The 14,424-nt window shown below is 71.6% G+C and carries 12 protein-coding genes; 8 read left to right on the plus strand and 4 right to left on the minus strand.

Annotated features, from left to right (window positions below; all coding sequences use genetic code 11):
* Window positions 1-32 precede the first annotated feature (32 nt).
* The 6 genes from ACIRP7_RS29640 to ACIRP7_RS29665 all read left to right on the plus strand — a co-directional run bounded on the left by ACIRP7_RS29640 (window position 33) and on the right by ACIRP7_RS29665 (window position 5,660).
* The gene (locus tag ACIRP7_RS29640) at window positions 33-1,220 is read left to right on the plus strand and encodes an NAD(P)/FAD-dependent oxidoreductase (protein WP_403665397.1); all 1,188 of its coding nucleotides are present in this window, start codon (window positions 33-35) and stop codon (window positions 1,218-1,220) included.
* A complete protein-coding gene (locus tag ACIRP7_RS29645) occupies window positions 1,217-1,516 on the plus strand; it encodes a (2Fe-2S)-binding protein (protein ID WP_403665399.1) in 300 nt (99 codons plus the stop codon). Before ACIRP7_RS29640 ends, ACIRP7_RS29645 begins: the two co-directional genes overlap by 4 nt.
* Window positions 1,509-2,906, plus strand: a complete 1,398-nt coding sequence (locus ACIRP7_RS29650) for an FAD-dependent oxidoreductase (RefSeq protein WP_403665401.1) — start codon at window positions 1,509-1,511, stop codon at window positions 2,904-2,906. The genes ACIRP7_RS29645 and ACIRP7_RS29650 overlap by 8 nt, the downstream gene beginning before the upstream one ends.
* Window positions 2,907-2,964: 58 nt before the next feature.
* Window positions 2,965-3,858, plus strand: coding sequence for a dihydrodipicolinate synthase family protein (locus ACIRP7_RS29655; RefSeq protein ID WP_403665403.1), 894 nt, complete (start codon window positions 2,965-2,967; stop codon window positions 3,856-3,858).
* A 20-nt stretch (window positions 3,859-3,878) separates the two neighbouring features.
* The gene (locus tag ACIRP7_RS29660; RefSeq protein ID WP_403665405.1) at window positions 3,879-4,880 is read left to right on the plus strand and encodes a proline racemase family protein; all 1,002 of its coding nucleotides are present in this window, start codon (window positions 3,879-3,881) and stop codon (window positions 4,878-4,880) included.
* A gap of 87 nt (window positions 4,881-4,967) precedes the next feature.
* Window positions 4,968-5,660 (plus strand): GntR family transcriptional regulator, encoded by a 693-nt coding sequence (locus ACIRP7_RS29665; RefSeq protein ID WP_403665407.1) that lies wholly within the window; start codon window positions 4,968-4,970, stop codon window positions 5,658-5,660.
* Window positions 5,661-5,710: 50 nt separating this feature from the next.
* Here ACIRP7_RS29665 and ACIRP7_RS29670 read toward each other — a convergent pair whose 3' ends face one another.
* From ACIRP7_RS29670 to ACIRP7_RS29685, 4 genes are all read right to left on the minus strand, one after another.
* The gene (locus ACIRP7_RS29670) at window positions 5,711-7,183 is read right to left on the minus strand and encodes a cellulose binding domain-containing protein (protein WP_403665409.1); all 1,473 of its coding nucleotides are present in this window, start codon (window positions 7,181-7,183) and stop codon (window positions 5,711-5,713) included.
* Window positions 7,184-7,491: 308 nt separating this feature from the next.
* Window positions 7,492-8,814, minus strand: a complete 1,323-nt coding sequence (locus ACIRP7_RS29675) for a radical SAM protein (RefSeq protein WP_352381743.1) — start codon at window positions 8,812-8,814, stop codon at window positions 7,492-7,494.
* Between the two features lie 62 nt (window positions 8,815-8,876).
* On the minus strand, window positions 8,877-9,551 hold the full coding sequence (locus ACIRP7_RS29680; RefSeq protein WP_403665411.1) for a pyridoxamine 5'-phosphate oxidase family protein: 675 nt from the start codon (window positions 9,549-9,551) through the stop codon (window positions 8,877-8,879).
* Between the two features lie 931 nt (window positions 9,552-10,482).
* Window positions 10,483-11,490: a hydroxyacid dehydrogenase gene (locus ACIRP7_RS29685; RefSeq protein ID WP_403665413.1), complete on the minus strand. Its 1,008-nt coding sequence runs from the start codon at window positions 11,488-11,490 to the stop codon at window positions 10,483-10,485.
* Between the two features lie 119 nt (window positions 11,491-11,609).
* Between ACIRP7_RS29685 and ACIRP7_RS29690 the strand changes: the two genes are divergently transcribed.
* Window positions 11,610-12,863 (plus strand): FAD-binding protein, encoded by a 1,254-nt coding sequence (locus ACIRP7_RS29690; RefSeq protein WP_403665415.1) that lies wholly within the window; start codon window positions 11,610-11,612, stop codon window positions 12,861-12,863.
* A gap of 124 nt (window positions 12,864-12,987) precedes the next feature.
* On the plus strand, window positions 12,988-14,235 hold the full coding sequence (locus ACIRP7_RS29695) for an ROK family transcriptional regulator (protein WP_403665516.1): 1,248 nt from the start codon (window positions 12,988-12,990) through the stop codon (window positions 14,233-14,235).
* Window positions 14,236-14,424 lie beyond the last annotated feature (189 nt).

Raw genomic sequence — 14,424 nt, forward strand, 5'->3', positions numbered from 1 at the left:
CCGCCCGCAGCGGCATGTGACATAGTACTGGCGTGAGCAAGCGACTGACCTGCGATGTTGTGGTCGTCGGTGCCGGGATGGTGGGCGCGGCCTGTGCCCTGTACGCCACCCGAGCAGGCTTCGACGTGATCGTCGTCGACCGCGGCCCGGTGGCCGGCGGCACGACCGGCGCCGGTGAGGGCAATCTCCTCGTCTCCGACAAGGAGCCGGGTCCCGAGCTCGAACTCGCCCTACTGTCCGGCCGGTTGTGGGCCGAGCTGGCGCGGGAGATCGGCGACGCGATCGAGTACCAGCTCAAGGGCGGCGTGGTCGTCGCGTCCACTCCCAAGGGCCTCGCGGCGCTGGAGAGGTTCGCGACCGGGCAACGGGCGGCGGGCGTCGAGGCGGTGCGGGTGGACGCGGCCCGACTCCGGGAACTGGAGCCCCACTTGGCGTCCGGGCTCGCGGGCGGTGTGCTGTATCCCCAGGACGCGCAGGTCATGCCGGCGCTGGCCGCCGCCCATCTCGTACGGGCCTCGGGTGCCCGCCTGTTCACCGGTGCGACGGTGACCGAGGTCCTGCGCGGTGCCGGCGGCGCCGTACGCGGGCTGCGGACGGACCGGGGCGAGATCCACGCGCCCTATGTCGTCAACGCCGCCGGGACCTGGGGCGGTGAGCTGGCCGCGCTGGCGGGAGTGGACCTTCCCGTGCTCCCCCGGCGCGGTTTCGTCCTCGTCACCGAGCCGCTCCCCCGCCTGGTCCGCCACAAGGTGTACGCCGCCGACTACGTGGCCGACGTGGCCAGCGACTCGGCGGCCCTGCAGAGCTCGCCGGTCGTCGAGGGGACGGCGGCGGGGCCCGTCCTGATCGGCTCGACCCGTGAACGGGTGGGCTTCGACCGCTCGTTGTCGTTGCCCGCGCTGCGGGCGCTGGCGGCGGGCGCGACCCGGCTGTTCCCGTTCCTGGAGGAGGTGCGCGCGATGCGGACGTACCTCGGCTTCCGGCCGTACATGCCCGATCATCTGCCCGCGATCGGCCCCGATCCGCGGGTGCCCGGGCTGTTCCACGCATGCGGTCACGAGGGCGCGGGCATCGGACTGTCCACCGGGACCGGGCAGTTGATCGCCCAGGTGCTGGCCGGACACGCTCCCGAACTGGATCTCGCACCCTTCCGGCCGGACCGTTTCCCCGCCTCCGGCTCCTCGTGCGACGCGTCGTCCGGCTGCGAGGAGGCCTCGTGAATCCGCTGGAGCTGGTGGGCGCCGAGCCCGGTCCCGCCTTCACCGTCACGCTCGACGGACGGGAGATCGAGGCCCTGCCGGGTCAGACCGTCGCCGCCGCGCTGTGGACCGCGGGGGTCACCTCCTGGCGCACCACCCGGGGCGAGGGCCGCCCACGCGGGATCTTCTGCGGCATCGGCGTCTGCTTCGACTGCCTGGTGACCGTCAACGACCGCCCGAACCAACGGGCTTGCCTGGCGCCCCTGCGGCCGGGCGACGCGATCCGCACGCAGGAGGGGACGGGCCACCATGAGTGAACCGCGTCTGGTGGTGATCGGCGCGGGCCCGGCCGGGCTCGCCGCGACCCTCGCGGCGGCCGCCCGCGGCATCCATGTCGCGCTGATCGACTCGGCGGCGGAGGCGGGCGGGCAGTTCTACCGGCAGCCCGCGCCGGGGCTCGGGGCCCGTCGCCCCCAGGCGCTGCATCATCAGTGGCGCACCTGGGAGAGGCTGCGGGACGGACTGCGCGCCTACGTACGGGCAGGGATTGTACGGCAGTTGACGGACCATCATGTCTGGTTCGTCGAGCGCCGGGGTACGGCCGGTTTCACCGTGCACGCTCTCACCGGGCCCGCGCAGGAGGAACCAGTCGAGGTGCGCGCCGACGCGGTCCTCCTCGCCACTGGCGGCTACGAGAAGGTGCTGCCCTTTCCCGGCTGGACCCTGCCCGGTGTCGTCACCGCGGGCGGGGCACAGGCCATGCTCAAGGGCGGGCTCGTGCTGCCCGGCCGTACCGCTGTCGTCGCCGGGACCGGACCGCTGCTGCTGCCCGTCGCCACCGGGCTCGCCGCGGCGGGCGCGACGGTCGCCGCGCTGGTGGACTCGGCCGACCCGACGTCGTTCGTACGGCGGTCCCGGGCGCTGGCGGGCCGGCCGGACAAGCTGGCCGAAGGGGCCGGATACGCGGGCCGGTTGCTCCGTCACCGGGTGCGGACGCTCCTGCACCACACCGTCGTGGCGGCGCACGGCACCGAGCGGCTTGAGGCGGTCACGATCGCCGCCCTCGACCGGGACGGACGGGTGCGCCCGGACACCCGGCGTCGGCTTGCCTGCGACACCCTCGCCGTGGGCCACGGCATGCTGCCGCACACCGACCTCGCGGACGCGCTGGGCTGCCGGATCGACGGGACGGACGTCTACGCCGACGACGAGCAGCGCACCGACGTGCCGGGCGTGTGGGCGGCGGGCGAGACCACCGGCATCGGCGGCTCCGCCCTGTCGCTCGCCGAGGGGCACATCGCCGGGCGGTCGATCGCGGCACGGCTGGCCGGGCGGGCGCCGGATCCGGGTGAGTGGGCGGCCGCCGCACGCACCCGGGAGAAGCTGCGGGCCTTCTTCGCCGCCGTCGACTCCGTGTACGCGCCGCCCGCGCACTGGGCCGAGCAGGTCACCGACGAGACGGTGGTGTGCCGGTGCGAGGAGGTGTCCGCCGGTGCGGTGCGGGAGGCGGTACGCGAGCTGGGGGCCGGTGATCTGCGGACCGTGAAGCTGCTCACGCGGGCCGGGATGGGCTGGTGCCAGGGCCGGGTGTGCGGGCCCGGGGTGGCCGGAGTCGCCGGGTGCGCGGAGACGGCGGGGCGCAGACCGTTCGCACGGCCGGTACCGCTGGGCGTGCTGGCGCAGGCCGGAGAGACCGAAGAGCAGTGAAATGTCACACCCTATTGAGACTGTCAGAGTCTATGGACCCTATGGAGAGGCGATTTACATGACCACCAGCCTTCGTCCGTGGCGCGGAGTCCTCGTCGCCACCGCCCTCCCGTTGAACGACGACCTGTCGGTGAACTACGACAAGTACGCCGAGCACTGCGCCTGGCTGGTCGAGAACGGCTGCGACGGCGTCGTACCGAACGGCTCGCTGGGCGAGTACCAGGTGCTCACGCCCGAGGAGCGGGCCAAGGTCGTGGAGACGGCCGTGGCCGCGATAGGCGGTGAGCGGGTGATGCCTGGGGTGGCCGCGTACGGCTCGGCGGAATCCCGCCGCTGGGCCGAGCAGGCGCGTGACGCCGGTTGTGCGTCCGTGATGCTGCTGCCGCCCAACGCCTACCGCGCCGACGAACGGTCGGTCCTCGCGCACTACGCCGAGGTCGCGAAGGCGGGCCTGCCGGTCGTGGCGTACAACAACCCCATCGACACCAAGGTCGACCTGGTGCCGGAGCTGCTCGCCAAGCTGCACGGGGAGGGGTTCATCCGCGCGGTCAAGGAGTTCTCCGGTGATGTCCGACGCGCCTACCAGCTGGCCGAACTCGCCCCGGAACTCGATCTGTTGATCGGCGCCGACGACGTCCTGCTGGAGCTGGCACTGGCCGGGGCGAAGGGCTGGGTGGCCGGTTACCCGAACGCGCTGCCCAGGTCCTCGGTCGAGCTGTACCGGACCGCCGTGAGCGGTGACCTGGCCACCGCGAAGAAGCTGTATGAGCAACTGCACCCGCTGCTGCGCTGGGACTCCAAGGTCGAGTTCGTGCAGGCCATCAAGATGTCGATGGACATCGTCGGCCGGCACGGCGGGCCCGTGCGGCCACCGCGCGTCCCCCTGCTGCCCGAGCAGGAGACCGTCGTGCGGGCCGCCACGGAGAAGGCCGTCGCCGCGGGACTCGCGTAACTCGTCAAGGAGAGCGGACCATGCGCAGCACACTCGTCCTGCACGCCGTCGACTCGCACACCGAGGGCATGCCCACCCGCGTGATCACCGGCGGGATCGGCACGATCCCCGGCGCGACCATGAACGAGCGGCGGCTGTACTTCCGTGAGCACCGCGACGACATCAAGCAGCTGCTGATGAACGAGCCGCGCGGGCACTCGGCGATGAGCGGCGCGATCCTCCAGCCGCCGACCCGCCCGGACTGCGACTGGGGTGTCGTGTACATCGAGGTCTCGGGCTATCTGCCGATGTGCGGACACGGCACGATCGGGGTGGCGACCGTGCTGGTGGAGACCGGCATGGTCGAGGTCGTCGAACCGGTCACCACGATCCGGCTCGACACCCCGGCGGGTCTCGTCGTCGCCGAGGTCGCGGTGGAGGACGGCAGGGCGAAGAACGTCACGCTGCGGAACGTGCCGTCCTTCTCCGTCGCCCTGGACCGCAAGATCGCACTGGCCGACGGGCGGACGGTGACCTATGACCTGGCGTACGGCGGCAACTTCTACGCCATCCTGCCGCTGACGGAGTTCGGGCTGCCCTTCGACCGGGACCGCAAGGACGACATCCTGAAGGCGGGGCTGTCCCTCATGGCGGCGATCAACGCGGAGGAGGAGCCCGTCCACCCGGCGGATCCGTCCATCCACGGCTGTCATCACGTCCATCTGATCGCGCCCGGTGCCACCGCCCGGCACTCCCGGCACGCGATGGCCATCCATCCGGGCTGGTTCGACCGCTCCCCCTGCGGCACCGGTACCAGTGCGCGCATGGCCCAGTTGCACGCGCGCGGTGAACTCCCGCTGCACACCGAGTTCGTGAACGAGTCCTTCATCGGGACGCGGTTCACGGGCCGGCTCCTCGGTACGACGGAGGTGGCGGGCCGTCCGGCTGTCCTGCCCAGTTTCACCGGGCGCGCCTGGATCACCGGCACGGCCCAGTACCTGCTCGATCCGACCGACCCGTTCCCGGCGGGATTCGTCCTGTGAGGCCTGAGCGTGTCCCGGAACGTCGAGGATAATGCCCGGTGCCGCGTGACATTGCACTTGCACTTGCACCACTAGGAGATGCCTCTCATGGCCGCCCAGCGATCCAGTACCCCCGCCGCCGCTGCCCCCGCCCTGCCCGTCCTCGGCGGCAAGAAGAGCAGCTACCGGGAGCGGGTCGCCGACGCCCTGCGGGCCGCGCTGATCGCGGGCGAACTGCTCCCGGGGCAGGTGTACTCGGCGCCCGCGCTCGCCGCCCGCTTCGGCGTGTCGGCCACGCCCGTGCGCGAGGCCATGCTCGACCTCGCCAAGGAGGGCCTGGTCGACACCGTCCCCAACAAGGGGTTCCGGGTCACCGCGGTCTCCGAGAAGCAGCTCGACGAGTACACCCACATCCGCTCGCTCGTCGAGATCCCGACCGTCGTGGAGCTGGCCTCGACCGCCGACCCGGTCTCCCTGGAGGCGCTGCGTCCCGCCGCCCGGGAGATCGTCCAGGCGGCGGTGTCCGGTGACCTCATCGCGTACGTCGAGGCCGACACCCGCTTCCACCTCGGCCTGCTCGCCCTCGCGGGCAACGCCCACCTGGTCGAGGTGGTCGGCGACCTCCGCAAGCGGTCGCGTCTGTACGGCCTCACCCCGCTGGTGAAGTCCGGCCGTCTGCTGGCTTCCGCCGAGGAGCACCTCGAACTCCTCGACGCGCTGATCGCCCGCGACCGGAGGGCGGTCCACGAGGTCATGACCCGGCACATCGGGCACGTCAGGGGCTTGTGGGCGGCGAAGTAGGCGACGCCGTACCCAACGGCTGTCCAACAGTCTGCCGACCTGATACACCGTCAGGACTTGGCGCACTCCCGCCCGTTGAGGGAGAAGGCGTACGCCGGGGCGTTCCTGCTCTGCCAGGAGGCGAGGAAGCCGAAGGAGAGCGAACCGTCCGCGGGGACCGACTTGTTGTAGTCGGCGGCGCTCGCGGTGACCTTCGCGCCGCTCTGGGTGAAGTCCGCGTCCCACATCTGCGTCACCTTCTGGCCGTCCTTGAAGGACCAGGTGACCCGCCAGTCGCCGAGAGCCTCGGTGGTGGTGACGGTGACGGCGGCCTGGAAGCCGTCGGGCCACTGGTTGACGAGGGAGTACTCGACCCGGCAGGCCGGCGTGACGCTCTCGCTGGGCTCGGGTCCCTCGGCGCCGGCGGAGGAGGTGCCCTGGGGTTCGGGGTCGGAGTTCTTCACACTCGTGGACTCCGACGGGTTCCCCGCGGGCGTCCTGGAGGTCCCCGCCGAACCGGGCGCCCCCGAGGTGGCGGTGGGGACGGACCAGGTGGGGTTGGCCACCGGCTGGCCCTCGGCCGAGGTGCCGGGCCCGGCGGCGCCGTTCTTCATGTCGTCGCCCGGCATCATCGACACCGCGAGGGCGAGCAGGGAGACGAGGACAGCGGCGACCAGCAGCCCGTTGCGTACGGCCTTCGCCTTGTGCGCGCCGGGGTTCGGGGGCCCGCTCTCCAGTGCCAGTGGGTGTCCGACGCCCAGGCGTACCTCGGCGGCCCGGCGGCGGCGCTCCAGATAGGCGAGTCCGCCCCAGCCGATCACCCCGCCCGCGAGGGCCGCGGGCAGGCCGCCGCCGTGCAGGCGAAGACAGGCGGCGGCCTCCGCGCACTGCCGGCATCGCGCGAGATGGCGGGAGAGGTCGGGCGGGGTCTCCCCGGAGGTGGAGCGGGTGACGGCGTCCAGCAGCCGGGCGTAGCTGCGGCACTGCGCGTCCATCGGCATGTCGAGGTGGTTGCGGTGGCTGCGGTCCCGGAACAGGCCGCGCACCTGGGCGAGTTCGTCGCCCACGGTGGCCGGGTCGAGGCCGAGCCGGCGGGCCACCGTGGGCAGCGGCAGCGCCTCCACCTCGGCCAGCCACAGCAGTTCGGCGTCCGCCGCCTGCAGATCGCGCAGTCCGCGCAGGGCGATGGGGCGCTGCAGCGGCGGGCCGGTGTAGCGGGCGGCCTTGTCGGAGTTGAGCCACAGCCGCAGATCGGGGTCGAGGCGGTGGCCGAGGCCCTGGGTCTCCCAGTCCGCGGCGGTGGTGCGAACTGCGGTGAGCAGCAGGGGTATGCGGGGCAGCCGGGCCGGACGGCGGCCGGCGCCACGTACGGCGGCCTCCGCCTCGCGGGCCTCGCGCATGCCGAGGGAGAACGCCTCCGTGGCCAGTTCGGTGGCGGCGGTGGAGCCGGCCGTGCACAGATCGGCGTACGACAGCACGGCATCCCAGCACTCGGAGAACAGCGCGGCCTCGGCGGCGTCCTGGGGGGTCGGCAGGTCGGGCATGGGTCTCCTGCATCGAAAGCGAAGTCAACTCGCCATACTGGCAAAGGAGTTGGGGGGAACCTCGCGGCAGGACAGGAGCCTTTCACGCCTCCCACACAACTGACAAGCACGCTATTCAAATCGGTTACCGAAGGTTCGGTCCACTCCCCCACGGCACAGTGCTGCGCGGAGTCGCGTCCTTGTGTACGGACCGGAGGCGGAAACGTATCAATCCCGCCACCAGGAATCAGCCGTAACGGGGAAGTCCGGCCATGGGGGTCACCAAGCGGCGCCGGCCCCGAAGCGGGCCGGCGCCGTTGTCGCGCCGATCAGACCTCGGCCGGTTCCGGGGCCGCCGGAAGGCTGTCCATGAAGGAGCTCACCGAGAAGACGGCACGGCCGGGTCCGGGCGGGCCGTACCCGGGGGGCGAGGAGAGACCGAAGTCGTCCATGGTCTGGCGATAGGCCTGGAGCAGCCGGATGTGGTACTCCAGCGGCGCACCGTGCGGGTTGGCCTTGCCGAGCGGGGTCGTCGGCTCGGGGCACCAGGTGGTGAAGCGGGGCGTGATGCCGTGCGACATGAAGAACCGCAGGCCCTCGGTGGTGGACGCGATGGCCTCGTCGACCGTCTTGAAGCCGAAGGGCTCCGCCATCTCGACGCCCGCGACGAAGTTGGGGATGACATTGCGTGCCCCGAACACCTCCGCCGAGTCCAGGATCCGCTTGTGCCACACGTCGCGGCCGACGTACCGCTCCTTGCCCGGGCAGTACATCTTGAAGAGGTACTCGTCCCACACCTCGTAGTTGGGGTGGTAGATCTGCACGCCGTAGTCCTTGAAGCGCTGCACGTCGTCCTTCGGCAGCGCCTGCGCGACGACCTTGCCGATCCAGCGGCCCGGGAAGTGCTCCTCGATGGCCTTGGCGTACATGCCGTAGAAGTCGGCCTCGTCCCGGCCCTGGAGCTTCGAGGTGATCGCGCCGCCGGTGAGCGTGTAGGCGGTGGAGATCTTGTCGGTGTCGTACCGGTTGATGATCTCGAGCGCCTCCAGGACCTCGTCCACGTCCTTGACGCCCGTGTACGGCCGCCCCGCCGCCTTGTGCTGGCGCCAGTTGTGGTTGATGTCGCAGTACTGGCACTCCTCCTTCGCGCCGAAGTACTGGCACACCCGGAAGACGGTCAGATAGATCAGGTAGCCCCACTGGATGGTCGGGGCGACCTCCATGACGGACTTTCCGCTGGAGAGCTTGTGCCGGTAGTACTCCGGCATCGGCGGCACGCCCACGTCGGCGATCCGCTTGCCGTCAAGGTAGAGCCCGAGCATGCCGGAGTCGTCGGCCGCCACGCGGTAGGGCGAGGCGGGGTTCACCCGCACCGACACCACCGTCCGCCTGAGGTCGTACGGTCCGCCGGTGAGGATGATCTCCTCCGGCGGCCGGCGCAGCGCGGCCTCGCCCAGCTCCGGCAGGGTCCCGTGGTCGAAGGAGAAGATGAAGTACGACTTCGGCTTCACCTCACCGGACTCGTTGTCGCTGAGGGCGGACGGATCGAAGGCCACGCCACCGCGCAGCAGGTCCTCCTTGAAGACGGCTTCCCGTGGAACCTGCGGGAACCTCTCCATCAGATCCTCGACCAGCGCGGTACGGCTGCCCATCCCGTGTCTCCTCCCGGCTCAGACGTACGACCGACTCCTCACGGTATGCCCTCGCACCGACATCACCCGTGCCGGGTCCCCTCACGGCGCGCGATGTGGGACGGTATGGGCGTTTCGGGAGGCAGAGACGGGTCGGGAACGGGCGCGCCCCACACCGAGGTGAGCGGAAGCACACCGGCCCACAGCCCCAGTTCGGCGTCGGGTCCGTCGCCGTCGTCGGGCGCGCCGGTGCGGATCTTGACGGAGGCCTCGTCGAGGCTGAGCTCGAGCAGGGTGGTGGCCGCGAGTTCCTTCCGGCTCGGCTGCCGGGCGTACGACCACTGTCCGGGGGTCGCGTGTTCGGTCAGCCGGCGCAGGCCGGCCAGCTTCTCCTCAGGGTCGGTCACCTTGCGGGCCTCGCCGTGGATCATGGCGCTGCGGTAGTTGACGCCGTGCTCGAAGACGGACCGCGCGAGGACCAGCCCGTCGACGTGCGTGACCGTGACACAGACCGGCGTACCACCGGCGAGACTGCGGCTGGCCACCGAGCCGTGCAGATAGAGCTGCCGCTCGTCCCGCCCGTACACCGTGGGCACGACCAGCGGCCGCCCCTCGACCACCACTCCAAGATGACAGACGAACCCGGCGTCGAGGACGGCGTCCAGATCCGCCCGGTCCAGGCTGCCCTGCTCACGCAGCCGTCGGTGCCGGGTCAGCTCGGTCTGCGGGAGGGCGGCGGGGACGGGTTCAGGGCTCATGCCGAGGCAGGCTACCGAGGGGTCTGGCGCCGCACTCCAGCGCCTCGGACACACCGGGTACGCCACGCCTGCGCCGGCCAGGACAGCCGAACCAACCACGCCATCTCGTCGCGGCACGGGTCCACACCTCACACCCAGACACCCACCAAGCGTCGCCCCTCCCGCTCCTGCGCCTCGAACAGCACCGGGTACCCCACTCCCGCGCCCCGCCCACGACACCCACTCGTCGCCGCCCTATGCGCGCAGCCGCCCATGCCGTAGCGGCCCGGGTTCACTCCCTGCCCAGTCAGCCCACCGAGCCGTCAAGCGACCCGCTACAGCCCCTCGAACACCACCGGGTACGCCACGCCTGGGCCGGCCAGGACAGCGGACCAGCCGCGCCAACTCATCGCTGGCCCACTCACGCAGCCGAATGCCGCACCGGCACGGATCCGCACCCCACAGGCCCCCACAGCCCACCGAGCGTCAGCCCTCCCGCTCCTGCGCCTCGAACAGCACCGGGTACGCCACTCCCGCGCCCCGCCCACGACACCCACTCGTCGCCGCCCTATGCGCGCAGCCGCCCATGCCGTAGCGGCCCGCGTTCACTCCCTGCCCAGTCAGCCCACCGAGCCGTCAAGCGACCCGCTACAGCCCCTCGAACACCACCGGGTACGCCACGCCTGGCCCGGCCAGGACAGCCGGACCAGCCGCGCCCACTCATCGCTGGCCCACTCACGCAGCCGAATGCCGCACCGGCACGGATCCACACCCCACAGGCCCACACAGCCCACCGAGCGTCGACCCTCCCCCTCCAGTGCTTCGAACAGCACTGGGTACGCCACTCCCGCACCCCGCCCACGACACCCACTCGTCGCCGCCCTACCCACACAGCCGACAACGCCGTAGCGCCCCAGGCTCACACCTCACACCCAGGCAACCCACCGAGCCGTCAAGCGCCGTGCTCCAGGGCCTCGAGCAGTACGGGGTACGCGACCGCTCCCCCCGACACCACCCGCTCCGCCTCCGCCACGACGGCCAGGCCCAGGCGTGCCAGTTCGTTGCCCTGGGATCCGGCCAGGTGCGGGGTGACGAAGGCGTTCGGGAGGTCGTGGAGGGGGGAGTCGGTGGGCAGGGGTTCGGGGTCGGTGACGTCCAGGATCGCGCTCAGGCGGCCGGTGCGGAGCTCGTCGACCAGGGCGTCCGTGTCGACCAGGGATCCGCGCGCGGTGTTGATCAGCACCCCGGCGTCCGGCATGAGGGCCAGTTCGCGGCGGCCGATCAGGTGCCGGGTCTCAGCGGTCTCCGGAGCGTGGACGCTGACGATCTCGCAGGTGCGCAGGAGGTCGTCCAGCGGCAGCAGCGGGACGCCCAGCTCCGCCGCCGCGCTCTCGTCGACGTACGGGTCGGTCAGGCTCACCGAGAGGTCGAACGGCCGCAGCAGCTCGATCACCTTCCGCCCGATCCTGGACGCCCCGATCACGCCGACCCGCCGCCCGTGGTTGCCGATGCCGGGCACGATCCCCCACCCGGCAGCCGCGCCCTCGGTACGCACGCGCTCCCGGCGCACGAAGACGTCCTTGCCGGCGAGCAGGATCGCGGCGAGCGTGTACTCGGCGACGGGCACCGCGTTGGCCTCGGCCGCCGAGGAGACGGTGATCCCGCGCCGCCAGACCTCCGGGGTGGCGAACCCCTTGACCGAGCCGGCCGAGTGCAGGACGGCCCGGAGTTTCGGGGCCGCGTCGAGGACGGCCGCGTCCAGGCGGGGGCAGCCCCAGCCGGTCACGAGGATCTCCGTGCGGGCCAGGACGTCCGCCAGCGCCGGGTCGGTGAGGTCCTCGGCCACCAGCCCGGGATCGATGTCCACCCACTCCCGCAGCCGCGCCAGCACCTCGGGCGGGAAGACGAGCGGCACGTTCTCGGCGGTCATGGCGAACAGCGCCTGGGGTCGTTCGGGCAAGGTGGTGATCCTCCAGACTTACGGAAGGTTACGGAAACCCTTGTAGAAAACGCTCTCTACGGTAGGCCCCGACAAATGAGAGGGTCAACGCATACGCACTCCCGGGAGGAACGACGGACATGTCGGAGACGATCACCAACTGGGCGGGGAACATCACCTACTCCGCCAAGGAACTGCACCGGCCCCACTCGCTCGACGAGGTCGCCGCCCTGGTCGCGGACAGCGCGCGGGTGCGGGTGCTGGGCAGCGGGCACTCCTTCAACGAGATCGCCGAGCCGGGTCCGGAAGGCGTCCTGCTGTCGATCGCCGGCCTGCCGCCCATGATCGACGTGGACACCACGGCCCGTACGGTACGGGTCCCGGGCGGCGTCCGGTACGCCGAACTGGCCCGCGCGGTGGACACCCACGGCCTCGCGCTGCCCAACATGGCTTCGCTGCCGCACATTTCCGTGGCCGGCTCGGTGGCGACCGGCACCCACGGCTCGGGCGTCGGCAACGGTCCGCTCTCCTCGGCCGTGCGCGAGGTGGAGCTGGTCACGGCGGACGGCTCCGTGCTGACCATCGGCCGGGACGACCCCCGCTTCGGCGGCGCGGTCACCTCACTCGGCGCCCTCGGAGTCGTCACCGCGCTCACCCTGGACCTGGTGCCGTCCTTCGACGTGGAGCAGTACGTCTTCACCGAACTCCCGCTCACCGGGCTGGACTCGGCGGCCTTCGAGACGGTCATGTCGACGGCGTACAGCGTCAGCCTCTTCACCGACTGGCGCGCCCCGGGCTTCCGGCAGGTCTGGGTCAAACGGCGGACGGACCAGCCCCTTGCAGACTTCCCGTGGGCCGCGCCCGCCACCGAGAAGATGCACCCGGTGCCGGGGATGCCCGCGCTCAACTGCACCGAGCAGTTCGGGGTGCCGGGGCCCTGGCACGACCGACTGCCGCACTTCCGGGCCGAGTTCACGCCGAGCAGCGGAACGGAGCTCCAGTCGGAGTACCTGCTGCCGCGCGAGCGGGCCATCGAGGCGCTGCACGCGGTGGACGGCATCCGGGACACGGTCTCCGGGGTGCTCCAGATCTGCGAGGTGCGGACCGTGGCCGCCGACGAGCAGTGGCTGAGCCCTTCCTGCGGCCGGGACACCGTGGCCCTGCACTTCACCTGGATCGAGGACACCGCGGCCGTCCTTCCGGTGGTGCACCGGCTGGAGGAGGCACTGGACGCCTTCGACGCCCGGCCGCACTGGGGGAAGGTCTTCACCACGCCGGCGGAGGTGCTGCGCGAGCGCTACCCGAGGCTCGGCGACTTCCGGAAGCTGGCGCACGAGCTGGATCCCGAGGGAAAATTCGCCAACGCCTTCGTCCGGGCCGTACTCGCCGACTGACCGTCGCCGACTTTATAAAGCCCCTTTCCTAACCCCTTGTACAAAGTCCCCGGCAGCCCATAACCTTGCGCCGCGCCGGTGCCACTGTCGTCCCGGCATGAGCGAAGGGATGGGGGCAGGCCCGGTGAAGCGCACGTCACGCGACATCCGCACCGCGAACCGCTACGAGGTGTTGCGCCAGATCATCGCCGAGTCGCCCACGTCCCGGCAGGAGCTGGCGGCGGCCACCGGGCTGAGCCTGGCCACCGTCGCCACGCTCGTGGGCGAGCTGCTCGACCTCCGCATGATCACGGAGGTCGGGTTCGAGGAGTCGGCCGGCGGGCGCCCCCGGGGGCTCGTGGCCGTCAACGCGTCGGGGGGCGCGCTGATCGGCGTGGACATCGCCGAGACGTACGTCCACGTCGAGCTGTTCGACCTCGCGCTGAACGTCCTGGCCCGGGCCGAGGAGGACGTCCGCCCCGGCGAGAGCCTCCCCGAGCAGGTGGTCGGCCATGTCGCCGCCGCCGTCGGCTCGGTGGTCGCGCAGGCCGGGATCGAGGGCGCCCGGGTGCTCGGCGTGGGCGTGAGCGTGCCGGGGCAGGTGGACCGCGCCACCGGCATCTCGGAGTACGCCCCCAACTGGGACTGGCACGACGTGCCGCTGCTCGACCTGCTCTCCGAGTACATCGCCTACCCGCTCTACCTGGACAATCCGCTGCGTGCCGTCGCCGTGGCCGAGCTGTGGTTCGGGGCCGCGCGCGGCAGCGGGAACGCCGTGGTGGTGACCCTCGGGACCGGCGTGGGCGCCGGACTCGTGCTGGGCGGCGCCCTGCACCGCGGTGTGTCCAACAGTGCGGGCGAGTGGGGCCACAACACGATCGTCCTGGACGGACGCCAGTGCCGCTGCGGCAACCACGGCTGCGTGGAGACGTACGTGGGCGCCCCCGGGATCATGCTGAACCTGCGGGAGCTGAGCCCCGACAGCGAGCTGCTGCACCCGGGCGACCAGACGGCGACGATCGCCGCGCTGGCCCGCGGGATGCTCACCGGGGACCCGGAGGCGGTCAAGGTCGTCCGGCACACCGCCCGCTATCTGGGCGCCTCCATCGCGCACCTGGTCAACCTTTTCAACCCCGAGGTGGTCGTGCTCAGCAGCTGGGTCGCGTCCGCCCTCGGCGAGCCCCTGGTCGAGGAGGTGCGCGAGGCCGTCGCCCGGCACGCGCTGCCCCGGCCGATGGCCGCCACCGAGATCGTCCTCTCCCCGATCCCGACGGACCCGGCATGCCTGGGCGCGGCGACGTTCGCGCTCGAAGGCGCGCTCCAGTCGGTCGGGCAGAGGTCGGCGACAAAGCGCACCACTCCTGCGAGAAGCAAGGCGCACGACCTCCGCTAGGAGCCGTACACCGCACCACCTTCATGACGACGGAAGGGATGCACGTGTCTCACCGTTCCTCTGGACGGAGCAGGAATGAGCCCGCTCTGCCGCACGCCCCGAACGGTCTTGGGCGCTCCCCCAGAGGGGGTACCCCCAGTCCCCGGCGTACTCGACCCCGAGGCAGCGACACGGATCCTGTCCGTGGTC

The sequence above is a fragment of the Streptomyces sp. NPDC102270 genome (genome assembly GCF_044766405.1).
Taxonomy (GTDB): domain Bacteria; phylum Actinomycetota; class Actinomycetes; order Streptomycetales; family Streptomycetaceae; genus Streptomyces.